Here is a 23,968-nt window from a genome sequence, read left to right on the forward strand (position 1 = left end):
CGGCGTCACAACATCCGCAATCAGCCATCGTTTGCGTAAACTCGAAGCCGATCTCGGCGTCCGGCTCCTCAATCGCACAAGCCGATCCATCACGCCAACCGTAGCTGGCAAAGCGTTCGCTGAGCAACTCGAAGCAGGACTAAGGGCTATAGCCGAGGCTGTCGAGGCACTGACCAGCCAGCGCGACTTCCCATCCGGACGCATAAGGCTCAACGCGTTACGCGATGCCGCTCGGTTGATTATTGCCCCCATCCTGCCGCGCTATACGCAAACCTATCCCGATATGCATCTGGACATGACGATAGACGACCAGATGGTCGATATCGTTGCCGAAGGCTTCGATGCAGGGATTCGCTATGGCGACCGGGTACCGCAGGATATGATCGGTGTGCCGTTGACTGGACCTTTGCAATGGATCGTGGTTGGATCCCCTGTCTTGATATCAAGGGTAGGGCGCCCCGAAGCACCGGACGATCTGCTACACTTGCCATGCATAGAGACAAGGCTCGGGGACAATTCCCGCTACGCGTGGGAGCTAGGAAACGGAGCTTCCTTGCGCCGGGTCGATGTGAAGGGCCCGATTTGCGCCAATGAGACCGAGCAGGCTGTTGAGGCTGCCTTGAGTGGGATCGGCTTTGCCTATTGTCTGGAGCCTTTGGTCCAGAATTACCTGGATACGGGTGCGCTTGAAGCTGTGCTGCCTGACTGGGCTTCGGAAGGTCCGCCTCTGACCATGTATTATCCAAGCAGACGACAGGTGCCATCCGGTTTGCGGCGGTTGATCGATATTATCCGGGAAGATCAGGGGCTTCCGAAATTGGTCGTCGCAGAGGAGGCCGTATCGCCCTGACGGTTTTGTTGAGTATCTGTCATTCTTTCGTTGAGTAGCGGTCAATAGATTAGCGTTGCACCAGCTTCTCATCGGGATCAAATATGCGCCACACCTGTTATGCATGGGATTGGCGCTGCCTTCCATGCGTGGTCAAACCATTTCACTCATGGAGATGCGTCATGCATTATTCTGCAGCGGCTGATCGTTACCAGTCAGATATGATCTATCGCCGTACCGGCCGGAGCGGCATCGATTTGCCAGCCATATCGCTTGGCCTTTGGCATAATTTCGGTGGCCGGGATGTCTACGAAAACGGTCGCGCGATTCTCCGTCGCGCCTTCGACCTGGGTGTAACCCACTTCGATCTGGCGAATAATTATGGGCCGCCTGCAGGGTCTGCCGAAGAAAATTTCGGTCGCATTATGGCCAGTGATTTTCGGCCCTATCGCGATGAAATGATTATTTCGTCGAAAGCCGGTTGGGATATGTGGCCGGGGCCGTATGGCGGAATTGGCGGCAGCCGCAAATATCTGATCGCCAGTCTCGATCAGTCGCTGAAGCGGATGGGGCTCGATTATGTCGACATCTTCTATTCGCACCGTGTTGACGCCACGACGCCTCTGGAAGAAACGATGGGAGCGCTCGCGCATCTGCATCGCCAGGGCAAGGCGCTTTATGTCGGTATTTCGAGCTATTCGCCGGAACTGACGCTGAAGGCGGCGGCGATCCTGAAGGAAGAGCGCGTGCCGCTTTTCATTCACCAGCCGAATTACAACATGTTCAATCGCTGGATCGAGAACGGGCTTCTCGATACGCTGGATGAACTGGGCACCGGCTGCATCGTCTTCTCGCCACTGGCTCAGGGTTTGCTGACATCACGCTATCTGAACGGCATTCCGGAGGGAGCACGGGCGAATCAGGGCGGCTCCCTGAAAGCCAGCGCAGAGAACGAAGAACTGCTGGGTCGCATCCGCGCATTGAACACCATTGCGGAGCGTCGCGGACAGACTTTGGCCCAGATGGCTATTGCCTGGACGCTGCGTGATCCGCGCGTCACCTCTTCGCTCATCGGAGCAAGTTCGGTCGCACAGCTTGAAAACTCTTTGGGAGCTCTGAAGGGACTGGAATTCAGCGCTGAGGAACTGGCTGAAATTGACCAATATGCGCATGATGGCGGAACCGACTGGTGGAAGAGCTCGACGTCGCTTTGAATTATCCAGTCTGACGAACAACTTGATAAAAGGCCGTACGCTTTGCGTACGGCCTTTTTGCTAGAGGACATCCCGAAAAGTGTGAAACGGCTTTCGGATAAGATGCGCTCTAGGAATAAGACGCGGCGAAAGCAATTCACGCGGGGAGATGAAATTGCTATAGGCGAGTGGGGTTTGCTGCTGGGCACGATCCTGCGCCAAGTCTGGCCTTCGGGGGAAGTATATTCGAGAAGATGTCGCTGCGGTCGATAAAGGGCAGTTTAAAATATCCGCTGATCCGTGCGGGGCTGGAGGCTATCGCCTTTTCCGGCGCGCCAGCACTTTTCCCTTCTGCCGGTGGGCGTGGTGTCGTCTTCACGATGCATCACGTCAAACCGGAAGATGCGATTGATCGGCCGGACCCCAACGCCATTCTCTCCATTACACCGCACACGCTTGAAATGGCGATAGAAGCGGCATTGGAAGCAAGCCTCGTGCCGGTGCATCTGCATGACTTGCCGAGGTTACTTTCCGAGAAAGCCGACGCCCGGAAATATGTCGCCTTCACACTCGACGACGGTTATCGGAACAATGCAGAATTCGCGGCGCCGGTGTTTGCCAGATACAACATTCCTTACACGATTTTCATCACGACGGGTTTCGTGGAGCGCAAGCGATCCATGTGGTGGCGAACTATCGCGGCTCTGGTGACGGAGGCCGACGGTTTTCAGTTCAATTTTGGCGGCGGTACTGTCGATGTCCGCTCGGCAAACTCTGCCCAGAAATCAGCGGCCTTCGCCCGGCTCGTGCAGTTCATGCAGTGTTTCGATGAGGACGAAGCAGTCGCCCGCATTGATGCGGCTGCACAAACGGTCGGGATCGACGCGATTTCGCTTGTCGATGAATCGGTGATGACCCCATCGGAGTTGCGCACTCTTGCGCTGGACCCGCTTGTGCATCTTGGAGCGCACACCGTCACTCACGTCAATCTGCGCCGTGTCGACGACAGGCGGCTGGTAACGGAAATCGCTGATTCGACCGAATCGGTGCAACGCTATGCCGGTTACAGGCCGCGATCCTTTGCCTATCCATATGGATGGAAGGCGGCAGTTGGGGAACGTGAGATCAGGGCGGTATCAGCAGCCGGTTTCGATGTGGGCGTGACCACCCAGCCCGGTGTGCTGCAGCAAACGGGCGCGATGCCAGCCGCAGCGATTCCGCGTATCTCACTCAACGGCTATTTTCAGAAGAAGCGCTATATAAAGGTGCTCGTTTCGGGCCTGCCATTCAAGCTGCTCTAGTGGTCTGATTCCAACATTTGCGTATGTCGGTTCAAGCGCTGAGCAAATGTTGGAATCAGACCACCAGGAAGTATATGTATCTAGTGGATTGAATTTGACGTTTGAAACGGCATCTATGTCAGCCGGGGTTCAAACGTCAAATTCAATCCACTAGCGACGATTCGCTTCCAGAAACATTGCCCTGAAACACGAAAGGCCGCCTGTCGGCAGCCTTCGTAAAACCTGATCTGAAGAAAAACTGGAGCGGGCGAAGGGATTCGAACCCTCGACCCCAACCTTGGCAAGGTTGTGCTCTACCCCTGAGCTACACCCGCTCGCGCCAGTCATTCCGGAAACCGTTCGTTTCCGTCAGGCAGGCGCTATATGGACCAACGCTTCGGAGATTGCAACAGGGAAATTTGCTTCTTTGTGCAAGATATTTTCCGGTTCTCTTCAAAGCTGTGGATGAAGTCAGCGTCCGAGACGTGTGACGCTGATCAGTGAGGCAAACAGCGCGAAGCCGGATGCGAAGAAGAGAATATAGGGTGTTCCTTCCACGCCCCATTGCGACAGCAGAAAGGCGACGAAGGCCGCACCCAGCGATTGGCCGAGAAGGCGGGCCGTGCCCAGCATGCCACTTGCGGCTCCACTGCGTGAGCGTGGTGTAGACGTAATCATCATGCGATTGTTCGGTGCCTGAAAGAGGCCAAAACCAATTCCGCAAATTGCCATGCGCCAGCATATATCCGGGATTGACGGATGTTCCGGCAGCATGCCGACCAGAGCAAGGCCGATGGCGAATGTGATGAGGCCAAGCAAACCCAGAATCGCCGGCGAGTACTTGTCGGACAGTTTGCCCGAAAGCGGCGCGACGATGGCAAGCGCAATGGGCCACGGCATCATCAGGAAACCGACTTCGATAGGCCTGAAGCCAAAGACGACCTGAAAGAGGAACGGCAGTGAGATGAATGCCATCATCTGCGCCAGAAACGACATGATCGAAGTGCAGATGGAAAGCGTGAAAACGGGAATGCGCAAGAGGTCGAGCGGCAGCAGCGGATCGGCCATGCGCAGCGACCGCCGTGTGAGGAGAACAGCCGCGGTTACGCAGCCCACCGCCTGCAACAGCACGACGAAGGAACCGATTTCGTTGCCTGCACTGTCGATGGTCGTGATCAGAAGGCCAAAGGTAAGCGCCGACAGGATGGCACTGACCACATCGAATTTACGCGCAGAGCGGTCATTCTCGGGCAGGCTTTTGAGGCCCATCACGACGGCAGCGACGCCGAGTGGGATATTGATGACGAAGAGCCAGGGCCAGCTCAGGGACGACAGCATGACACCGGCAAGCGTCGGCCCGATGGTTGACGAAACGGCGACGAAGAGTGCATTGAGGCCGATGGCCGTGCCAAATTTCGCCTGCGGCACCGTATAGCGCAGAAGGGCAGTGTTGACGCTCATCAGGCCTGCCGCACCCAGCCCCTGTATGATGCGGGCGAAAGTGAGCGCTTCCAGTGAGCGCGAGAAAACGCAGGCGACGGAAGCGACGGTGAATAATGCCACGCCGCCAAGATAAACGCGCCGATAGCCATAGATTTCGCCAAGTGCTGCCAGCGGAAGCAGGGTGACCACAATTGCAAGCTGATAGCCGTTGACAATCCAGATCGAGGCTGCAGGACCAGCCGAAAAATCGGCGGCAATTGTCGGGAGGGCGACATTTGCGATGGTGCCATCGATGACGGCAAGCGTCAGGCCGACCATCAGGGTTGCCCATGCCCAATAGATTCTCGGCTTGGGCAAACCGTCCGGAGCGACGGACGTGCCTTGTTGGATCGCGGTTTCGTGCTTCATATTATACCAGTATTCGGGTCAATATGGCTGGCGCTTCCATGTTCGCCGGAACCGCTTCAAATGCCACAAATAAAAACAGGTTTCCTATAACCTTAACCCTATCGGGAAGGTCAGCAAGCTATCTAGCCGAAAATTGCCTGCCGAAAACTGTTTTTGGGGCATAAACTGGCCGGGTAACGCTATTGTGTGCCACCTTCCGCCTGAACCGGCAGTTTCATGACATGCGCATATTTGTGCGGATTGAAGCTCAGATAGAGCGGGCAGATGCTTGCGACCAGAACAAGGTGCAAGATCCAGCCGGAAGCAAACGAACCGGTCAGGCCATGCAGGAAAGCGGTTGCGACGGGACCGAGAGCTGCGATCAGAAAGCCACCGCCCTGCATCATGGCAGCCAGTGCGCCTGCTTCTTCCGGTCTCGGCAGGTGATCGAGCGATGTAATCATGGCGAGCGCGAAGCTGCCGCCGAGACCTGCGCCGCAGATCGCGGACCACAAAAAGGGCGAGAGCTGCGGTGCGAAGGCAAGACCCGCGAAGCCTGTCGCCTGCATAGCCAATGTCAGTAGCAGCCACGGGCGGCGGTCGGTGCTGTGGCGGGCAACGAGCGGCAGTCCGAAGGCTGCAAGAGCTTGGGCAACGGCCATCGCTGCGACGAGATTGCCGGTGGTGGAGGCTGCCAGACCCAACGACTGGTAATAGGGAGCAAGCCAGGCGACCATAGACGAATAGCCCGCATTGACGAGACCGAAAGCAGCCATCAGCACCCAGGTGCGAGGACGTCGCAGCAGGTGTCCGGTTATTCCGGATTTTTTGCCCGACGATAACGTCTCGCGGAGGATGGGTATAGCCGTCATCAAGGCCAGGGCAGCGGGGATTGCAAGGATGGCAAGGGCGAAGCGCCAGTTATGCTGGCTGCCCGCAAGCCATGGCGTCAGCCGCGCGCCGAGCGCGCCGCCGCCCATGATCATGGCAGAATAGAGCCCGGTCACAGTGGCAATGCTTGCTGGGAAATTGGCCTTGATAAGGCCCGGCATCAAGGCCTGAATCATTGCAACACCTGCGCCGCACAGTACGGCGGTCAGAACCAGCGAAACGCCGTCCGGCACAAAGCCGCGCAGGAGGGAGCCTGCTGCAAGAATAGCAAGTGCCGCGAACATGCTGCGCCGGGTGCCGAACCGCGACTGGATGCGTGGAGCCGCGAAAGCGCCAAGCCCCATCAGCATCATTGGCAGGAAGGTGAGCAGGGAAAGCGCACCAAAGCCCATTCCGGTATCGGCTGCGATATTCGAAAGTACCGGCCCCGGCGCGGTCAGGAACGGACGTAGGTTGAGGCCGACCAGAACGACGAGCGCGATGAGGGCAACGTTTGCAGCTTGTTTGCTGCCGGTCGCCGGATGGGTGGTGGTCTGCATGTTTCAGGCGCCTGCCTTGTTCTTGATGCTCCAGACTTCGTAGAGTTCAGGATCTTTTTCCGGTGGGGAATGTTCGAAGCTGATGCCGGTCTGCGCGCTGAGAGGCTTGGCGAGCTCAGCAGCGATTTTCGCGGTTGAAAGGCCGAATGGTTCGGCCTGCTCATTGGAATAGGCGAAGCGGATTTTTTCAACACCAGCCATGCGCATCGCGGCAAAGCACATGGGGCAGGGCTGGCCGCTGGCATAGACTTCGCAGCCATCGAGACGCGGCGATTGCAGCGTCTTGCCTGCTGCGCGCAGAGCCAGCAATTCGGCATGGGCGGTGGGATCGCAATCGGCCTGCATGCGATTGACGCCTGTGGCGATGACCTTGCCACCCCTGACGACCACGGCTCCGAACGGACGTCCGCCTTGTTCGACATTGTCGAAGGCGAGCTTTATGGCCTGGTCGAGATATGTGCTGTCGCTGCTCATTTCGCGCCAGCCTTCTCCAGCAGGGCCACCATCGGCGCATAGCCGCGGCTGCGGGCATGCTGAAGCGGCGTGACGCCGTCATTATCTGCCAGATTGACGTCGGCCCCGGCATCGATGAGGAGCTTCACAATATCGATATGACGCTGGCCGCCGTCGCCGAGCATGATGGCTTCGAGGAGTGCCGTCCAGCCAAGATTGTTGACGTGATCGACCTTGACGCCAGCCTCGATCAGCGTGCGCACCGTTTCGACATGTCCGCGTTCGGAGGCGGGAATGAGCGCCGTTCCGCCATAGCGATTGGTACTCTTCAGATCCGCGCCATGTGCAAGCGTCATCTTGAGAATTTCGAGATGGCCGCGTGCGCCGGCATAAAGATAGGGGCTATCCTTGATGGCATCCTTTGCATTGACGTCAGCGCCAGCATCAATGAGCGCACGGGCGACGTCGACGTGATTGGCATGGGTTGCCGCCAGAAGTGCCGTCTCGCCATTCTTGCCCCGCGCTTCGAGGTCTGTTCCTGCCTTGATGGCTGCAGTGACCGCAGCCAGATCGCCAGCCGCTGCGGCCTGAAGAAGAGACGTTTCGGTCTGTGCATGGGCGGTGGCGTTGTGGCCCGGCAATGTCGGTTCGGTCATAACTATCGTTCCTGCAATCAATGCCAAGGCACTCAAGCTGAATATCGTTTGACGCATCGGCTGGTTCTCCTGCTTGTTGTGTTCATACAAGCAGGGTGGCATATTCGGAAATTAAATGTTGAACTGACATCCAGTGGACTTATGAATACTTCTTTCAATCTCGATCTTTTGCGGGCCTTCGCGGCGGTCGTCGACAGCCGTAGTTTTACGGCTGCGGCCTTGCAGTTGCACTCGACCCAATCGACCATAAGTCAGAAGATCATAAGGCTGGAGGAAGCTGCCGGACAGGCGCTTCTGGAACGTGCCCGGCATGATGTGCGCCCGACGGATGCAGGCGAAAAGCTGCTGGGCTATGCGCGCCGTATCCTGCATCTGCATGATGAGGCGGCAGCCGCGATGACAGGGACGGCGCTTGCTGCCGTCTTTCGTCTCGGCCTGCCGGAAGATTTCGCCTCACGGCTGGTTACGCCTGCGCTGGCGCGTTTCATGCGCACACATCCGAACACGAAACTCGAGGTGACGAGCGGCCTCAGCCGCGACCTGCAGAAAGGCTTCGAGACGGGTGAGTTCGACCTTGTCATGGTGAAACAGAAGCGCGGCGAAACGATGGGGACCATGCACTGGCCAGAACCGCTGTCCTGGCTCGACAGCGCCGATTTTCCTGTTTTCCATGTTGATCCGCTGCCGCTTGTCGTGTTCCCGCCGAACGGGCTCTATCGCAGCGACATGATGGAAGCTCTCGATCGTGTAGGCAGGCGATGGCACGTGGTTTTCACCAGCTCCAGTCTGGCGAGTATTCAAAGTGCAGTCGCGGAGGGGCTGGGTGTCAGCCTGCTTCCGACGCGTGTAGCACTTCCTGGTCATCAGGTGGTGCCTGCCGCGGCGGGATTGCCGTCCGTCGAGCCGATGGAAATTGTTATCCGGCACATGGACAATGGCCCCGACCAGATCCGTCAGCTTGCCGAAATGCTGGCGGAAATTGTCGGAGACTAAGAAGGTTTCAGACAGGTCGCCGATCCACGCTTTCCCTGCATAATTGCTTGTTCTGATTGATCGTGTCGTTTCGAGTGGTGTTCACGAAATTTCCGGTCTTTCATTCTCTGTTTAATTTCTGAAAAGCGCATCCGTTTTCAGATTGACTGATTTTGTATCCAGGATATTCTGTTCGGAAAAGTTGGGAGGCTTTTCTATTGGCGGCTTTTGAATGGCGCAGTCAGACCCGTTTGCTGGACGAAGTGGCAGAGGCACTTCGCGAGCGAATCTATGCCGGTGACTATGCGCCGGGCGCGATACTCAGGCAGGAACATATAGCAGCAGAATTCGGCATCAGCCGGACGCCCTTGCGAGAAGCCTTGCGCGTTCTGGAGCGGGACGGGCTGGTCATTCACCTGCCGGGCAGGGGGGTGCGTGTCGCTTCCGCCGATCTCACCCGCCTGATCGATGCCTATGCGGTGCGCGAAGTGCTGGACGGTGTGGCAGCGCGTTTTGCCGCCGAGCGGGCGAGCGATGCGGATATTGCAAAATTGCGCGCCCATGTTGCAGGGCAGGGCACGGTCGTCGATCCGTGGGACCCGAAAGCCTATACCCAGTCCAATGTCGATTTCCACATGGCGGTGATGAATACGGCGGGAAACGCTTCGCTGATTGCCTTTGTGCCGCTTTTGCGCATGACGTCACAGGTTTTTGCGCCTTCGTTCTCGTTGTCCGTGGACAGGGCGCGCGATGCAATTCGTGAACATGGAGCCATTGTCGAAGCCATTGCTTCGCGCGATGGCGAAGAAGCCGAGCGGCTGGCGCGCGCGCATATCCGCGCCACAACCGCGAGACTTGAGGCGGAAATGCCTCTTCGGGAGAATGAAAATGAAGCATGAGAACAAGACGGGAGGAGCGGGCTTGCTCCGTTATAGCAATTTCATCGCAGGCGAATGGCAAGATGCCGTTGGCGGTGAGCATATCACGCTCCGAAATCCTTCCGATGGCAGCGATCTTGCGCTGATTGCGCGGGGCACCAAGGCTGATATCGATCTGGCAGTGGCTGCGGCTCGTAGCGCACTTTCCGGCGATTGGGGCAAGCTGACGGCGACCGAGCGCGGTCGCGTGCTGCACCGCATTTCGGAGGAGGTGTTGAAGAACATCGACCTTCTGACCGATCTGGAATCGAAAGATGTCGGCAAGCCGGTCACACAGGCGCGTGCCGATGTGGTGGCGCTGGCGCGTTATCTCGAGTTTTATGGCGCCTCTGCCGACAAAGTGCATGGCGACACGCTGCCTTATCAGAACGGTTTTACGGTTCTGTCGATCTATGAGCCGCACGGCGTTACGGGCCACATCATTCCGTGGAACTACCCGATGCAGATTCTGGGCCGCAGTCTTGGCGCAGCGCTTGCCATGGGCAATGCAGCCGTGGTCAAACCTGCTGAAGAAGCCTGCCTGACCATCTTGGAGTTTGCAAAAATTACCGAAAAGGCCGGTCTGCCGAAGGGCGCGCTCAATGTGGTGACTGGACTTGGTGCGGAAGCGGGTGCGGCGCTCTCCGAACATCCAGACGTCAATCACATCTCGTTCACGGGGTCGGTGCGCACGGGCGAGGCTGTGCAGGCTGCGGCTGCGAAGAACACCGTGCCGGTGACGCTGGAACTCGGCGGAAAATCGCCGCAGATCGTTTTCGCTGATGCCGATCTCGACCGCGCTTTGCCGTTTCTGGTCAATGCGGGAATTCAGAATGCCGGTCAGACCTGCTCGGCGTCATCGCGTATTCTCGTCGAGCGCAGCATTTATGAAGAAGTCGTCGCCCGCATGAGCGAGCGTTATCGCGCATTGAAGGTTGGCCCGGCCAGTGCCGATCTGTCTGTTGGCCCAGTGGTATCGCAGCGCCAGAAGGCGATTGTTGACGGCTATCTGGATCTTGCGAAAGAGAGCGGTTTGGCGATTGCTGCACAAGGCGTTTTGGCAGAAGAAGCGCCGGAAGGCGGGGCCTATGTGTTGCCGACGCTGATCCGTGACGTGCCTGCCAATCATCGTCTGGCGCAGGAAGAAATCTTCGGTCCGGTGCAGGTCATTCTGCCTTTCGATACCGAAGAAGAAGCCATCGCGATTGCCAATGGCACATCCTATGGCCTCGTCTGCGGCATCTGGACTAATGATGGTGGACGTCAGTTCCGCCTGGCGCGGGCTATCCATTCGGGTCAGGTGTTCATCAATAATTACGGTGCCGGTGGCGGCATCGAGCTGCCATTCGGCGGCGTGAAGAAATCCGGCCATGGCCGCGAAAAGGGTTTTGAGGCGCTTTATGGATTTGCCTCGCTGAAGACCATCTCGGTCTGGCATGGCTGAGACTAGCATTTGGGAGAAACATAGTGTCGCTTGAAGGTAAGGTCGCGCTCATCACGGGAGCAGGTTCGGGGTTTGGCGAAGGCATGGCAAAGCGCTTTGCTGATGGCGGCGCAAAAGTCGTCATCGTCGACCGCGACAAGGCAGGCGCTGAGCGCGTCGCAGGCGAAATCGGTGACGCGGCACTCGCCGTTGCTGCCGATATTTCCAGGGAGGCCGATGTTGATGCAGCGGTGGAAGCCGCTCTGTCGAAATTCGGCAAGGTCGATATTTTGATCAACAATGCTGGCATCGGCCACAAACCGCAAAATGCCGAACTGGTTGAGCCGGAAGAATTCGACCGCATTCTTGGCGTCAATGTGCGCGGTGTCTATCTGATGACGCGCAAGCTCATCCCGCATTTCAAGGATAACGGAGAGGGCGTTATCTTGAACGTCGCTTCGACCGGTGCGGGACGTCCGCGTCCCAATCTCGCCTGGTACAATGCCACCAAGGGCTGGGTCGTTTCCGTGACGAAGGCGCTGGCTATCGAGCTTGCTCCAGCAAAGATTCGCGTGGTTGCACTGAACCCTGTTGCCGGTGAAACGCCGCTTCTCACCACATTCATGGGCGAGGACACCGAGGAAATCCGCAAGAAGTTCCGCGATTCCATCCCGATGGGCCGCCTGTTGAAACCCGACGATCTGGCTGAAGCTGCGGCTTTCCTTTGTTCGCCCGCTGCATCTATGATTACCGGGGTTGCGCTCGACGTGGATGGCGGGCGTTCGATTTAAAAAAAGAGGCAAGGGGAGCCAAAGAGGAACAATGGGTAAACTGCTGAAAGCCGGTCTTATAACGGCTACAATGCTGGCATCGATCAACGGTGCATTTGCAAAAGATACGCTGGTGGTCGGCGAAGTGCTTGAGCCGCCAGGCCTCGATCCGACCGCTAATGCCGCTGCTGGTATCCGGCAGGTTACCTATGCCAACCTCTATGAAGGTCTTGTGCGCATTGTCGAGGATGGCACGGTGAAGCCGCTTCTGGCTGAAAGCTGGACCGTCTCCGACGACAAGAAAACCTATACATTCAAGCTGCATCAGGGCGTGAAGTTTCATGACGGCACGCCGTTTGACTGCTCGGTGGTGAAGTTCTCCTATGAACGCGCAGTGGCTCCGGATTCCACCAATGCGCAAAAGGGTCTTTTTGAGCCAATTGCGAGCACGGAATGTCCTGATCCCGCAACCGCCGTTGTGACGCTGAAGCGCCCGACCTCGAACTTCCTGTTCAATATGGGCTGGGGTGATGCGGTCATGGTCGCGCCGAATTCGGCTGCCGACAACAAGACCAAGCCTGTGGGCACGGGTCCGTTCAAGTTCAAGCGCTGGGTGCAGGGCGACCGCGTCGAACTGGAGCGTAACCCGGATTATTGGGGCGAGCCTGCAAAGCTTTCCGCCGTCACGTTCCGCTTCGTCAGCGATCCGTCGGCTGCCGCTGCTGCTATCCTCGCCGGTGACATTGACGTGTTCCCGATGTTCCAGGCACCGGAGCTGATCAGTCGTTTCAAGAGCGACGACAAGCTGCAGGTCGAAGTGGGCGATACGGCAGGCAAGGTTCTGCTGTCGCTCAACAATGCCAAGGTGCCTTTCGATAATCTGAAGGTGCGTCAGGCACTGGCCCATGCCATCGATAGCAAGGCGCTGATCGAAGGTGTTTATTCGGGTTTCGGTACGCCCATCGGCTCGCATTATGCGCCGGTCGATCCGGGCTATATCGATCTGTCGGAAACCTATCCGTATGATCCGGCCAAGGCGAAGCAATTGCTGGAAGAAGCTGGCGTTCCGGCTGGCGCCTCGATCACCATCACGCTTCCGCCTCCGGCCTATGCGCGCCGCGGCGGCGAGATCATTGCAGCGATGCTGGCGGAAGTCGGCATTCAGGCCAATCTCGTACCGATCGAGTTTGCCCAATGGCTGGATCAGGTGTTCAAGCGCTCGGATTTCGACGCGACGATCATCGCGCATACCGAAGCGCGCGATCTCGATATCTATGCCCGCGACAAATACTACTTCAACTATAACAACCCGGAATATAAGGCGCTCTACAAGGCCTATGCCGAGGCTGGAAGCGATGAAGAGCAGCTCGAACTCGTGAAGAAGCTGCAGGAAAAACTTGCTGCCGACGAGCCGAACATCTTCCTCTATGCGCTGCCGAAAATCGGCGTCTGGAATAAGAATGTGAAGGGTCTGTGGAAGAACATGCCAATCCCGGCTGACGACCTGACACAAGCCTATTGGGCTGAATAACTAGCTTGCCCCGTCGCATGTCCGGCGGGGCGGTTTACGCGTATCCCTGAAAAGTGTGAAGCGGTTTTCGGTAAGGATGCGCGTTGAATCAATTTGAATAGCCGCACACCCCATAAAGATAAGGGGAGGGCGTGCGGTGAGTTGGAATGTGGAAAGCGGATATCCGTCTTTTCAAGGAGGTCGCTTTGCTGGCTTACATATCCGGGCGATTGGTTTCGCTCCTGCTTACGACGCTTGCGGCTTCCGTCATCGTCTTTCTGCTGATGCAGGTGCTGCCGGGTGATCCGGCGGCGGTGATCCTCGGCATCAATGCGCAACCTGAAACGCTGGCAGCGCTTCACAAACAGCTCGGCCTCGATCAGCCGCTCTGGTGGCGCTATCTTTCGTGGATTGGCGGCTTTCTGAAAGGTGATTTCGGCACGAGCTATACATACTCCGTGCCGATCAGCGAATTGCTCGGGCCGCGCATCATGGTCACGCTGCCACTGGCGCTTCTATCCATGTTGCTATCCGTCGCGGTCGCCATTCCGGTTGGTGTCTACGCCGCTTCCAAGCGTGGCAAGACAGGTGATGTGCTTTCCATGGGGGTGGCGCAGGTTGGTGTCGCCATTCCGAATTTCTGGCTCGGCCTGCTTTTGATCCTGCTCTTTGCCTTGCAGCTCGGCTGGTTTCCAGCTTCGGGTTTTGCCGGATGGGAAAATGGTTTCTGGACAGGCATCCGTTCGCTGTTCCTGCCAGCATTGGCGCTTGCGCTGCCGCTTGCTGCCATTCTGGCCCGCGTAACCCGATCCGCCGTCATCGAAACTCTGGGTGAGGATTTCGTGCGCACCGCACGCGCCAAGGGCCTGACACGCAAGGCCGCGCTCTGGCGTCATGCGGTGCCCAATGCACTGATCCCGGTTGTCACCATCATCGGCCTGCAATTCTCCTTTCTGCTGGCAGGAACCATCATCATCGAAAACGTCTTCAATCTGCCCGGCCTTGGAAGGCTGGTGTTTCAGGCCATCGCGCAGCGCGATCTTGTCACCGTGCAGTCGCTGGTGACACTGCTTGCCGCTTCCGTGATCGCGGTCAATTTCATCGTCGATCTTGTCTATGGCTTCATCGACCCGCGCCTTTCGACGGGAGGCAGCCGATGAGTGAAACGCAAGCTCTCCCGAAACCGGGTGTGTTCAGAACGATGTTGAGCAGCCGCAGCCTGACGGTCGGCTCTCTCATCACGATCATTCTGGTTGCGATGGCTGTCATCTCCTATGTCTGGACGCCTTATTCGCCAACCGCCATGAACTTCCGTGACAAGTTGCAGGGGCCGAGTTTCAGTCATCTGTTCGGTACGGATAATTTCGGCCGCGACGTGTTTTCCATGATTATGGTCGGCGCGCGCAACTCCATCGCGGTGTCAATCATCGCCGTGCTGGTCGGTGCCGGTATCGGGATTCCGCTTGGCGCTTTCGCGGCTGCGCGCGGCGGCATGGTGGACGGTTTTGTCATGCGCATGACCGATCTGGCCTTTGCGTTTCCGGCACTTCTTACTGCTGTCATCATTACCGCTATTTTCGGCCCCGGCGCTGTCAATGCGATGATCGCCATCGGTATCTTCAATATCCCGGTCTTTGCACGTGTCACGCGTGGCGCATCGCTGGGGCTTTGGAAGCGCGAATATGTGCAGGCGGCCCGTTGCGCTGGGCGTGGCGATGTGTCGATCACGCTTTTGCATGTGCTGCCCAACATCAACCATGTGCTGATCGTGCAGGCGACGATCCAGTTCGCGCTCGCCATCGTTGCCGAAGCGGGCCTTTCCTATGTCGGGCTTGGCACCCAGCCGCCGATGCCGAGCTGGGGCAAGATGCTCAACGACGCACAGACCTTTATCTATGATGCGCCATGGCTCGCCATTTTCCCCGGCCTTGCCATTACGCTGGCCGTACTTGGCCTCAACATGCTGGGTGACGGATTGCGCGATGTGCTTGATCCGCGCGTCAGGAGGCAGAGATGACGACACCCCTGCTCGAAATGGACAATATGTCCGTTGAATTGCCTATCGGTCTCAAGGTTGCGGATATCGTGTCCGATATTACGCTGACGCTCAATCGCGGTGAACGCCTTGGCGTGGTGGGTGAATCCGGCAGCGGCAAGTCGATTACCGCCCTTGCCGCCATGGGGCTGCTGCCCGACCGGATGCGCGTGCGCGGTACGCTGCGTTTCGACGGTGAAGATCTGGCAAGCAAGCCGGAAGCCGAACTGTGCAGGATGCGCGGACGGCGCATGGCGATGATCTTTCAGGAACCGATGACGGCGCTCAATCCGGTGAAGACTATCGGTGCGCAGATTGCCGAAGGTCGTCGTCTGCATTTGGGCGAAAGCCGTGCCGATGCCGAACGCAAGGCGCGCGAATTGCTGGATCGCGTGGGACTGCCTGCGCCGCGCTTCAATCTCGATCTCTACCCGCACCAGCTCTCCGGTGGACAGCGCCAGCGCGTGATGATCGCCATGGCGATTGCCTGTGAGCCGGACCTGCTGATTGCTGATGAGCCGACAACCGCTCTCGATGTCACCGTTCAGGCGCAGATTCTCGATCTCATGGATGAGCTGATCGACGAAACCGGCACAGCTCTGATGCTCATCACCCATGACCTCGGCGTGGTGTCAGAAATGACCGATCGCATCGCGGTCATGTATGCAGGTCGCATCGTCGAGACCGGACGCACGGAAGCGGTGTTCAATCGTATGGCGCATCCTTATGCCCGCGGACTGTTCCAGGCTTCGCCGCACGGTGCAGCGCTGGTGCGCAGTCACGGCACGGGGCGCCAGCGCCTTGCTGCCATTCCCGGCGTTGTGCCGGACCCGCTGGCGCGTCCGCCTTATTGCACCTTTGCTGACCGCTGCGCCTTCGTGCAGGACGATTGCCGAAGGGCGATACCGGGGCTGGATTTCATCGCCGACAATGACGGCATCGCGCATCGCGCCGCCTGTATTCACCCGCGAGACGGCGAGGTGGTGTTATGAGCAAGATGATTTTACAGGTGCGCGATGTCGTGCGCGAATATCAGCTTCCACGTGCATCTTTTTTTTCCAAGCCGAGCGCTTTGCGCGTTCTGCATGGTGTGAATGTCGAGATTGAGGCAGGTCAAAGCCTTGGCATTGTCGGCGAAAGTGGTTCCGGCAAATCCACACTGGCGCGCGCTGTGATGGGGCTGGAACGTCCGCAATCGGGGCAGATTCTCATCAACGGACAGGATATCTATGCACTGGATCGCTCGGGTCTGCGCGAGGCACGCAAGGGTTTTCAGGCGATCTTTCAGGATCCTTACGGTTCGCTCGATCCGCGCCATACGGTCAAGCGCATCATTTCCGAGCCGATTGTGTCTCTGGAAAGTGGCACGAGTTCCAAAGACCGCGATGATCGCGTGGCGCAAGCGCTGGAAGCGGTTGGCTTGCCCAAAGCATCTGCGGAAAAATATCCGCATGAATTTTCCGGTGGTCAACGCCAGCGCATTGCTATTGCGCGCGCGCTAATCACCAAACCGGCGCTGATCGTCGCCGACGAGCCGGTCTCGGCGCTGGACGTTTCCATTCAGGCGCAGGTGTTGAATCTGATGATGGATTTGCAGGAGAAGTTCGGCCTTTCCTATCTCTTCATCAGTCACGACCTCGGTGTCGTACGCGCCATCACCGACCGCGTTGCGGTGATCTATCGCGGCAATATTGTCGAGCAGGGGCCGACGAATGAGGTCTTCGACAATCCACAGCATGAGTATACGCGGGCGCTGGTCGATGCCGTGCCAAAGCCATTTTCGGGTCGCCGCAAGCGCGTGCGACGTCCAAGCTCCACACTGAAATTGCCTGAGTGATTTGAGGAAATATCCAATGTCGAATCTAGCCGATTTGTCAGCCGTCGAACTCGTGGTCGCCTATAAGGCGAAGTCGCTTTCGCCGGTCGAGGTCACGGAAGCTGTCATCACCCGCATCGACGCCTATGAGCCGAAGCTCAATGCGCTTTGGGCTTACGATCCGGATGCGGCACGGGCGGCGGCCAAGGCTTCGGAAGCACGCTGGGCGAAGGGTGAGCCCGCCGGGCCTATTGATGGTGTGCCACTGACGATCAAGGAGAATATCGCGACCGAAGGGACGGCCGTTCCGCTTGGTTGCGCGGCGCTGCCGCTGAAGCCTGCTAGCGCCGACGCACCGCCTGCGGCGCGTACCCGCGAGGCTGGCGGCGTGCTGCTCGCCAAGACGACCATGCCTGATCTCGGCATGTTGTCGTCGGGCCTGTCGAGCTTTCATAAGCTTGCGCGCAACCCGTGGGACCTCAACACCAATCCGGGCGGTTCGAGTGCCGGTGCGGGCAGCGCCGGTGCAGCCGGTTACGGCCCGTTGCACATTGGCACCGACATTGGCGGCTCCATCCGCCTGCCTGCCGGCTGGTGCGGTCTTGTCGGTCTGAAGCCGTCCTTCGGACGTATTCCGATCGATCCGCCATTCCTTGGTCGCGTTGCCGGGCCGATGACCCGCACGGTAGCCGATAGCGCGCTTTATATGTCGGTTCTGTCGAGACCGGATCGCCGCGACGGCATGAGCCTGCCCCCGCAGGATATCGACTGGATGAACCTCAACATCGACGTCAAGGGCCTGAAGATCGGTCTGTGGCTCGATGCCGGTTTCGGCGAGCCGACGGGGGATGAAACCCGTGCCGCCGTGGAAGCAGCTGCAAAGCTTTTTGCGGATGCCGGTGCAATCATCGAGCCGGTGGGGCCGTTCGTGAACCGCACCATGATCGACGGTCTGGATCGCTTCTGGCGTGCGCGTTCATGGTCGGACATCAAGAAGATGACGCCGGAAAACCGTGCGAAGATCCTGCCTTATATCTATCAATGGACCGAGACGGCGGAAGGGCTTTCCGGCGAGGAAGTCTATCTCGGCTTTGCCCAGATGGACGCCATGCGCAACGCCGCGCTTGCAGCTTCCAGGGGCTTCGATTTCATCATTTCGCCGACGTCACCCATGCCGACCTATCCGGCGGAATGGGCATCACCGGTCAACGATCCGCAGCGTCCGTTCGAACATATCGCCTTTACCGTGGCGATGAACATGTCGGAACAGCCAGCAATTTCGATCAATTGCGGTTATACGGCAAAGGGCTTGCCCATCGGCTTGCAGATTTTCGGTCAGCGTTTCGATGATCTTGGCGTGTTGCAGTTGGCACGGGCCTATGAAGAGATGCGGCCTGTGCAACGTCCCTGGCCAGTCCTCTAGATTCCGCCTCTGGCTGCCTGCAAATGGCAGCGCTCTGCGCTTCCGGTGCTCATGTACCCTAAAGTACACTCCGCTCCGGTTCTCGAACGCCACCATTTTCGGCTACCCATTGACGGAATCACACGCGCTGCAAAAAGAAAGGCTGCAGATGCGGCCTTTTTATTTCTTCGGGCGAAGCGGCGCACGTTCCTTGTAACGGTCCATGGCGGTGAGCTTCTGGATCAGCGGATCGGCATCGCGCCATCCATAAATCTCGGTGCGTAGATATTCGAGTTCGGTTTCGAGATCCTCTTCGCCGATTTCCGTCCACCATGATTTCGGGCGTCCATCGGTGCCATCCGACCAGCGATAGCCGCGTGACTTCAGGTGGTCCTTCATTTCGAAGGGGCTGTTTTCAGCATAGATGCGCATCCGCGCGCGCTGGCTTGCCTTCAGCAATTCGGCAAAGGGCGTGGTTTCGCCCGACTGCTCCTTCAGCACCGCGAGCAGGGCCTGACAGTCATCTTCGGCCCGATGTCCGTTGTGGAAATAGCCGCTCTGGCCGATCAGGTAGCCAAGCTTGGTGCCTTCAAAACCACGTGCGGTCCAGTCGATCTCCTTGACCGAACAGGCCCAAGGCTTGTTGGCGAAAGCGATTGAGAAACGCTCGAGAAACGGGCGGTCGAAACCTGCATTGTGCGCAATGATAATATCGGTTTCGGCGATGAGTGCGTCCAGCTTTTCGCGCGGGATCGTCTGGCCTTTCACCATCTCGTCGGTAATGCCGGTGATGCGGGTGATGTCGGCGGGGATCGGCTTGGAGGGTTGTTGTAGCGCGCCGAACGTCGCGCAGACATCGCCGATGGAGCCGTCGTCCGCATAGCGGAAGGCAACTGCACCGATCTCGATGATTTCTTCCTGTGCGGGATTGAGGCCGGTTGTTTCGGTGTCGACGACGACGCCCAGTCGCGGAAAGGCGATCCGGTCAGCATCCGGTACTGTCGGTGGTGGATCGAGCCGCTGCAAGATGCGGTAACGCCCGCTATCCTTCAGTCTCTTCACCATCTCCGCTTCATCGATGCCGGTCGTCTTGCCGGGTTTGGCACGGGCAGAGCGCAGTTCTGCCCGTTCCTCTCCTTCCGCTGGGGAAAGAGCAAAAAGGTCGAACTGATGGCGCATGGAACTTCTCCGCATGGGGGAACGGGTTTGACAAAGAATGCCATTTTGCGGTGCTGTAACCAAGGCCGCATTCGTATAAGTAACAGGTAATGATCCTGTCGAGTGCTAGCAAGGCAGGGCGCTTGCGCCGGGAAAGGGCATGAGGAGGGGACTTCGTGGCAGATTATGATTATTGCGTTATCGGCGGTGGCATTGTCGGGCTCGCGACAGCAAAAGCTATGCAGGAAGCGGAGTCGGGCGCAAGGATCATCCTGCTGGAGAAGGAAAGCGATTTCGCGCGCCACCAGACGGGACACAATAGCGGCGTCATCCATGCCGGTATCTATTACCAGCCGGGTTCATTGAAGGCGCAACTGTGCCGGGCAGGTGCCGAGGCCACGAAAGCCTTTTGCAGGCAATATTCCATTCCTTTCGAAACATGCGGCAAGCTTCTGGTCGCGACCTCTTCGCAGGAGGTTGAACGCATGGAGGCGCTCGCCAAGCGCGCAATCCAGAACGACATCACCTTCCAGCATGTGGACCAGCAGGCGTTGCGCAAGGTTGAGCCTGCGGTTGCCGGGCTCGGTGCATTGCTCGTTCCGGCGACAGGCATTGTTGACTATGCGAAAATATCGCGGGCGATGGCTGCGGAAATCATGGAACGCGGCGGTGTCGTGCGGCTTAATGCGCCGGTTACGGCAATCCGGGAGGATGGCAAGGGTGTTACGGTAACGGCGAAGGGTGAAACCGTGCGCGCTTCCAGGCTGGTTGCCTGTGCTGGCCTGCAGTCAGACCGCATCGCGCGTCTTGCCGGGCTGGATATCAGCCATCGCATCGTGCCGTTTCGCGGTGAGTACTACACCTTGCCGCAATCGAAGGCGAATATCGTCAAGCATCTGATTTATCCGATCCCTGATCCCGACCTGCCATTTCTCGGCATCCATCTGACGCGAACGATCGACGGTGGCGTCACGGTCGGTCCGAATGCCGTTCTGGGCTTTTCGCGCGAAGGCTACGACAAAGGCAGTTTCCGTGCAGGCGATGTCGCGGATATGTCGACCTTTCCTGGCTTCTGGAAGATGGCGGTGAAGAACTGGCGCTCGGCATTATCCGAGTTCAGCAATTCCGCATCTCGCGCGCGCTATCTGAAGGAGTGCCGCAAATATTGTCCGACGCTGGAGCTTGCCGATCTTGGCGCGCCGGGCGCCGGAATACGGGCGCAAGCCGTTCTTGATGATGGCACATTGGTGCATGATTTCCTCTTCAAGGAAACGGAGAGAATGCTGCATGTTTGTAACGCACCGTCACCGGCGGCGACGTCTTCCATTCCCATCGGCCGTATGATTGCCGAAAAGCTTCTGGGGATAAATCTCAAGGTAAAAACTGCGTGAAACGAGGTTTTCGCCGAATGGTGTTGTTTTCAATTTATTTTTAGCAATCGCTTATTCTCTGTATTGCTACTTTAGGATTTAATGCTCATCAATATTGCAAGCTAACAACTTGACTTTGATCCTGGTTTGTAATTGCACATCAGGTTCAATTCGAAATAGCGTTTTCGCATTCTCATTTTCAACCGATTTAGGGCCTGTTCGTGAAGTTTGTGCCGCCGCTGGTAGTATTGCTGTTTGCTGCGACGATGTTGGGCATCTGGATGCTCGACACGAAGCGCAGGCATCTTTTACTTTTCGGTCTGAGCTTTGCCAGCTTTGCTTTCGGGCTTCTGGTTCCGATATCGTTGATCTCGGACAGCCTGCCCCTGACTTCGCCTATTGCCACGACGTTCCATTTTATGGGTGGCTGGCTGCTCTGCGAAGGTGTGATGATCCGGATGGGCAAGCATTACTCCCACCTTGCATCGGGCCTGATCGGCCTCGCACTTCTGGGAGCAATGATCTACTTCATTGCAAATGATACGGGCTATGCTCGAATTGCGCCTGCGGTCCAACTGACTCTGGGCAGCCTGGTAGCTGTTCTTTGTATTCAGGCGCGTGATCTCGCACGCCGAAGCTGGATAGAGCGCGTGCTGTTCGGCGCATTGTTGTTGTTGACGGTGCATTTCTATGTGCAGGCTGGAATGGCGTTGAGGCTTTCCCCTGAAATTGCACGGCCGTCCGAGTTGATACATTCGCGCTATTGGCAGGGCATTATGATATTCGGCGCCTTTGCGGGTGTCTTTGCCGGGCTTGTGCTTCTGGTCGTGACGACTTCCGATGTGGTGAAGGAATTGCAGGCGGAGCGGGACTCCGATCCACTGACCGGTGTTTTCAATCGTCGCGGCCTTGAGCGCCACGCCCAGCTGCGCCTGGCTGAGGCCCAGCGCGGTGATTATGGGGTCATCATCGCGGATATAGATCACTTCAAGTTGATCAATGACGATCTGGGCCATGCGACCGGCGATCAGGTTCTGGTCGAGTTCGCCCGTATCCTGGAAATGACGGTAGCAAGTTCGACGATTGTCGGACGCGTCGGTGGCGAGGAGTTCGTTATGCTGGTGCAGGGCGATGCCGAAACATGCGAGAGACTGGGCAACAGGCTCTGCGGACGCGTCGCCCATTACAGTTTTCCGATGCTGCCCGTGGATCGCCAAATGACATGCAGTTTCGGTATTGCCATGGTGCGCGGCGGCGAAACTTTGTGGGAAACGGCGGCACGTGCCGATCTTGCTCTGATGCGGGTCAAAAATCGCGGACGCAACCGCGTTGCTGTTGAGGGACTTGAGTTCCCGAGCGCCAAGCAGGGCGCGTATCTTCTGACTGCCTGATCCGGCTTCGGAGACAAGCTGAACCGGATTTCTTCATCACGTAAAGGATTTGGTTACCATAATTGGCGATGCTGGAGATGACCTTCCAGTCACCGCCTTGCCATGTCTTGCTCGTCTTTTTGCCGAACTGACATGCAAGGCGGTGCCGTGAAAGTTGATTTCCACTCGGATTTTGTATCATGGCGTGTGTAACAGAAGTGTATGGCTACGCGGCTCCGCGCAGCAATGGCATCAGGCTTCCATTCGGTTTCAAGGGATTTACGCGCGTTGCGGTGTTTGCCGCGACGGGCCTTGTGGCAGGAAGCTGGATGATGACTGCGCTCGGTACGCTGGAAACGGTCGTGCCAGCCTTTGCACCTGTTGCACCGATCATGCGCCGCGTTTCCCTGACCACACCGCAGGCGCTTGCTGTCGTCGATCACAAAATCGCGCCGTCGCGCCGCATCAGACAAGGCTTTATCGATGCCTATACCACCGATACCGCCTATTCCAATCTCGATTGGCGCCGGGCCAGAAACACGAGCGATGAGCCGATTATCGCCGATATCGGTCCAGATTCCGTAATCGAGGACAAGCCTGTCGATACGGCATCTCTCATCGAATTGCGTGCTGATCGCGTCCGTCGCGAAGAGCCCGTTGTGGCGAGTGTTCAGCCAGAGCAACCTGCTGCAGAAGCCGGTACGACTGTGGTCGCCTATGCGCCAGTGCCTTCTGCGCCGGACGCAACGGCAGCCTTCAACAAGATCGATCCGCTTTCGCAAGCCGAAGAAATGGATGCCGCCGAAAAGCAGGCACACCTTCCCACCGGCAATGCCGTTCCCGTTCCGCAGCTCGCTCCGGATCAGAAGACGGATATGGCCGCAGAGGACGAAGCCACCCAAGACGCATTCCTGCCCGATGATGTGCCGCTGCCCGGCGCTAAGCCTTCGCTGCGCCGTTCCCGCATGCATGAGAAGACCGAGCTTGCCTATGCGCCGGAAAGCGGTGCAACCGAAGAGCCGCGCCCCGGTCTGTTCAGCCCGCTTTTCAATCAGGCCGCGCGCAGCAAGGTTGCTATCTACGACATTTCCGCAGCCACTGTGTACCTGCCGAGCGGCGAGCGCCTTGAAGCCCATTCGGGTCTCGGCCCGATGCGCGATAATCCGCGCTACGTAAACCAGAAGAACCGGGGACCCACGCCGCCTCACACCTATGATCTGCGCATGCGCGAGGCGCTGTTCCACGGCGTGGAGGCGATCCGCCTCACGCCTGTCGACGGCAACAACCGCTATAATCGCGATGGTCTTCTGGCGCATACTTTCATGCTGGGACGCCGCGGCGATTCCAATGGCTGCGTGGTATTCAAGGACTATCCGCGTTTCCTGCGTGCCTTCAAGCGTGGCGAGTTCAACAAGATGGCTGTCGTAACGCGAATGCAGTCATCGAAGCCCGCGCGGATCGCATCGCTTTTCTGATGAATCGTCCGTCGGCGGATGATTTTTCGAATGATGGGGTTACACAAAGAATTGTGATCCCAATTCCTTGCGAGGCACA

General features: G+C 57.9%; 21 protein-coding genes and 1 tRNA gene. 16 read left to right on the forward strand and 6 right to left on the reverse strand.

The window, feature by feature from the left end; genetic code table 11:
* From F9K94_RS20095 to F9K94_RS20105, 3 genes are all read left to right on the forward strand, one after another.
* The coding region (locus F9K94_RS20095; protein ID WP_151647989.1) for a LysR family transcriptional regulator at positions 1-850 on the forward strand (850 nt) is incomplete at its 5' end.
* A 161-nt stretch (positions 851-1,011) separates the two neighbouring features.
* Complete coding sequence (mgrA, locus tag F9K94_RS20100; protein ID WP_061345531.1) at positions 1,012-2,043, forward strand: L-glyceraldehyde 3-phosphate reductase; 1,032 nt, start codon at positions 1,012-1,014, stop codon at positions 2,041-2,043.
* A gap of 233 nt (positions 2,044-2,276) precedes the next feature.
* Positions 2,277-3,323, forward strand: coding sequence for a polysaccharide deacetylase family protein (locus F9K94_RS20105; RefSeq protein WP_151647991.1), 1,047 nt, complete (start codon positions 2,277-2,279; stop codon positions 3,321-3,323).
* A 239-nt stretch (positions 3,324-3,562) separates the two neighbouring features.
* Here F9K94_RS20105 and F9K94_RS20110 read toward each other — a convergent pair.
* The 5 genes from F9K94_RS20110 to F9K94_RS20130 all read right to left on the reverse strand — a co-directional run bounded on the left by F9K94_RS20110 (position 3,563) and on the right by F9K94_RS20130 (position 7,671).
* Positions 3,563-3,637, reverse strand: a tRNA-Gly gene (locus F9K94_RS20110).
* A 136-nt stretch (positions 3,638-3,773) separates the two neighbouring features.
* Positions 3,774-5,153, reverse strand: coding sequence for an MFS transporter (locus tag F9K94_RS20115; protein ID WP_151647993.1), 1,380 nt, complete (start codon positions 5,151-5,153; stop codon positions 3,774-3,776).
* A gap of 179 nt (positions 5,154-5,332) precedes the next feature.
* On the reverse strand, positions 5,333-6,562 hold the full coding sequence (locus tag F9K94_RS20120) for a cyanate transporter (RefSeq protein WP_151647995.1): 1,230 nt from the start codon (positions 6,560-6,562) through the stop codon (positions 5,333-5,335).
* 3 nt (positions 6,563-6,565) lie between these two features.
* Entirely contained in the window at positions 6,566-7,036 is a 471-nt protein-coding gene (locus tag F9K94_RS20125) for a nucleoside deaminase (protein WP_151647997.1), read from the reverse strand.
* Positions 7,033-7,671 (reverse strand): ankyrin repeat domain-containing protein, encoded by a 639-nt coding sequence (locus F9K94_RS20130; protein WP_235920659.1) that lies wholly within the window; start codon positions 7,669-7,671, stop codon positions 7,033-7,035. Before F9K94_RS20130 ends, F9K94_RS20125 begins: the two co-directional genes overlap by 4 nt.
* A 141-nt stretch (positions 7,672-7,812) precedes the next feature.
* On the opposite strand from F9K94_RS20130, the gene F9K94_RS20135 reads away from it, so the two are divergent.
* The 10 genes from F9K94_RS20135 (at position 7,813) to F9K94_RS20180 (ending at position 18,537) form a co-directional block, all read left to right on the forward strand.
* Positions 7,813-8,664, forward strand: a complete 852-nt coding sequence (locus F9K94_RS20135) for a LysR family transcriptional regulator (RefSeq protein ID WP_151648001.1) — start codon at positions 7,813-7,815, stop codon at positions 8,662-8,664.
* 197 nt (positions 8,665-8,861) lie between these two features.
* Positions 8,862-9,542, forward strand: a complete 681-nt coding sequence (locus F9K94_RS20140; RefSeq protein WP_036585627.1) for a GntR family transcriptional regulator — start codon at positions 8,862-8,864, stop codon at positions 9,540-9,542.
* Complete coding sequence (locus tag F9K94_RS20145) at positions 9,532-11,004, forward strand: aldehyde dehydrogenase family protein (protein ID WP_151648003.1); 1,473 nt, start codon at positions 9,532-9,534, stop codon at positions 11,002-11,004. Before F9K94_RS20140 ends, F9K94_RS20145 begins: the two co-directional genes overlap by 11 nt.
* A gap of 23 nt (positions 11,005-11,027) precedes the next feature.
* Positions 11,028-11,774 (forward strand): glucose 1-dehydrogenase, encoded by a 747-nt coding sequence (locus tag F9K94_RS20150; protein ID WP_061345540.1) that lies wholly within the window; start codon positions 11,028-11,030, stop codon positions 11,772-11,774.
* A gap of 31 nt (positions 11,775-11,805) precedes the next feature.
* Positions 11,806-13,284: an ABC transporter substrate-binding protein gene (locus F9K94_RS20155; RefSeq protein ID WP_151648004.1), complete on the forward strand. Its 1,479-nt coding sequence runs from the start codon at positions 11,806-11,808 to the stop codon at positions 13,282-13,284.
* A gap of 185 nt (positions 13,285-13,469) precedes the next feature.
* The gene (locus F9K94_RS20160; RefSeq protein WP_151648227.1) at positions 13,470-14,423 is read left to right on the forward strand and encodes an ABC transporter permease; all 954 of its coding nucleotides are present in this window, start codon (positions 13,470-13,472) and stop codon (positions 14,421-14,423) included.
* Positions 14,420-15,280 carry an ABC transporter permease gene (locus F9K94_RS20165; protein WP_061345542.1) on the forward strand — a complete coding sequence of 287 codons (861 nt, stop codon included), beginning with the start codon at positions 14,420-14,422 and terminating at the stop codon, positions 15,278-15,280. The genes F9K94_RS20160 and F9K94_RS20165 overlap by 4 nt, the downstream gene beginning before the upstream one ends.
* A complete protein-coding gene (locus F9K94_RS20170; protein ID WP_151648007.1) occupies positions 15,277-16,290 on the forward strand; it encodes an ABC transporter ATP-binding protein in 1,014 nt (337 codons plus the stop codon). Before F9K94_RS20165 ends, F9K94_RS20170 begins: the two co-directional genes overlap by 4 nt.
* Positions 16,287-17,135, forward strand: coding sequence for an ATP-binding cassette domain-containing protein (locus F9K94_RS20175; protein ID WP_151648009.1), 849 nt, complete (start codon positions 16,287-16,289; stop codon positions 17,133-17,135). The genes F9K94_RS20170 and F9K94_RS20175 overlap by 4 nt, the downstream gene beginning before the upstream one ends.
* Positions 17,136-17,151: 16 nt before the next feature.
* A complete protein-coding gene (locus tag F9K94_RS20180) occupies positions 17,152-18,537 on the forward strand; it encodes an amidase (protein WP_151648011.1) in 1,386 nt (461 codons plus the stop codon).
* Between the two features lie 159 nt (positions 18,538-18,696).
* On the opposite strand, the gene F9K94_RS20185 is transcribed toward F9K94_RS20180, so the two are convergent.
* Positions 18,697-19,695 (reverse strand): 3'-5' exonuclease, encoded by a 999-nt coding sequence (locus tag F9K94_RS20185; RefSeq protein ID WP_151648013.1) that lies wholly within the window; start codon positions 19,693-19,695, stop codon positions 18,697-18,699.
* 155 nt (positions 19,696-19,850) lie between these two features.
* Between F9K94_RS20185 and lhgO the strand changes: the two genes are divergently transcribed.
* From lhgO to F9K94_RS20200, 3 genes are all read left to right on the forward strand, one after another.
* Entirely contained in the window at positions 19,851-21,065 is a 1,215-nt protein-coding gene (gene lhgO, locus F9K94_RS20190) for an L-2-hydroxyglutarate oxidase (protein WP_151648015.1), read from the forward strand.
* 200 nt (positions 21,066-21,265) lie between these two features.
* Positions 21,266-22,435 carry a GGDEF domain-containing protein gene (locus F9K94_RS20195; RefSeq protein ID WP_192799542.1) on the forward strand — a complete coding sequence of 390 codons (1,170 nt, stop codon included), beginning with the start codon at positions 21,266-21,268 and terminating at the stop codon, positions 22,433-22,435.
* A 179-nt stretch (positions 22,436-22,614) separates the two neighbouring features.
* The gene (locus F9K94_RS20200; RefSeq protein WP_151648017.1) at positions 22,615-23,889 is read left to right on the forward strand and encodes a DUF2778 domain-containing protein; all 1,275 of its coding nucleotides are present in this window, start codon (positions 22,615-22,617) and stop codon (positions 23,887-23,889) included.
* The last annotated feature ends 79 nt before the right edge of the window (positions 23,890-23,968 follow it).

The sequence above is a fragment of the Brucella tritici genome (genome assembly GCF_008932285.1).
GTDB lineage: Bacteria > Pseudomonadota > Alphaproteobacteria > Rhizobiales > Rhizobiaceae > Brucella > Brucella tritici.

Bases quoted from the DNA above. Each gene is read 5' to 3' on its own strand.
- F9K94_RS20120 (WP_151647995.1), bottom strand. From the start codon at position 6,562: ATGCAGACCACCACCCATCCGGCGACCGGCAGCAAACAAGCTGCAAAC.
- F9K94_RS20145 (WP_151648003.1), top strand. From the start codon at position 9,532: ATGAAGCATGAGAACAAGACGGGAGGAGCGGGCTTGCTCCGTTATAGC.
- F9K94_RS20165 (WP_061345542.1), top strand. From the start codon at position 14,420: ATGAGTGAAACGCAAGCTCTCCCGAAACCGGGTGTGTTCAGAACGATG.
- F9K94_RS20155 (WP_151648004.1), top strand. From the start codon at position 11,806: ATGGGTAAACTGCTGAAAGCCGGTCTTATAACGGCTACAATGCTGGCA.
- F9K94_RS20185 (WP_151648013.1), bottom strand. From the start codon at position 19,695: ATGCGCCATCAGTTCGACCTTTTTGCTCTTTCCCCAGCGGAAGGAGAG.
- F9K94_RS20200 (WP_151648017.1), top strand. From the start codon at position 22,615: ATGGCGTGTGTAACAGAAGTGTATGGCTACGCGGCTCCGCGCAGCAAT.
- F9K94_RS20135 (WP_151648001.1), top strand. From the start codon at position 7,813: ATGAATACTTCTTTCAATCTCGATCTTTTGCGGGCCTTCGCGGCGGTC.
- F9K94_RS20105 (WP_151647991.1), top strand. From the start codon at position 2,277: ATGTCGCTGCGGTCGATAAAGGGCAGTTTAAAATATCCGCTGATCCGT.
- F9K94_RS20125 (WP_151647997.1), bottom strand. From the start codon at position 7,036: ATGAGCAGCGACAGCACATATCTCGACCAGGCCATAAAGCTCGCCTTC.
- F9K94_RS20115 (WP_151647993.1), bottom strand. From the start codon at position 5,153: ATGAAGCACGAAACCGCGATCCAACAAGGCACGTCCGTCGCTCCGGAC.
- F9K94_RS20130 (WP_235920659.1), bottom strand. From the start codon at position 7,671: ATGACCGAACCGACATTGCCGGGCCACAACGCCACCGCCCATGCACAG.
- F9K94_RS20170 (WP_151648007.1), top strand. From the start codon at position 15,277: ATGACGACACCCCTGCTCGAAATGGACAATATGTCCGTTGAATTGCCT.
- mgrA (WP_061345531.1), top strand. From the start codon at position 1,012: ATGCATTATTCTGCAGCGGCTGATCGTTACCAGTCAGATATGATCTAT.
- F9K94_RS20180 (WP_151648011.1), top strand. From the start codon at position 17,152: ATGTCGAATCTAGCCGATTTGTCAGCCGTCGAACTCGTGGTCGCCTAT.
- F9K94_RS20175 (WP_151648009.1), top strand. From the start codon at position 16,287: ATGAGCAAGATGATTTTACAGGTGCGCGATGTCGTGCGCGAATATCAG.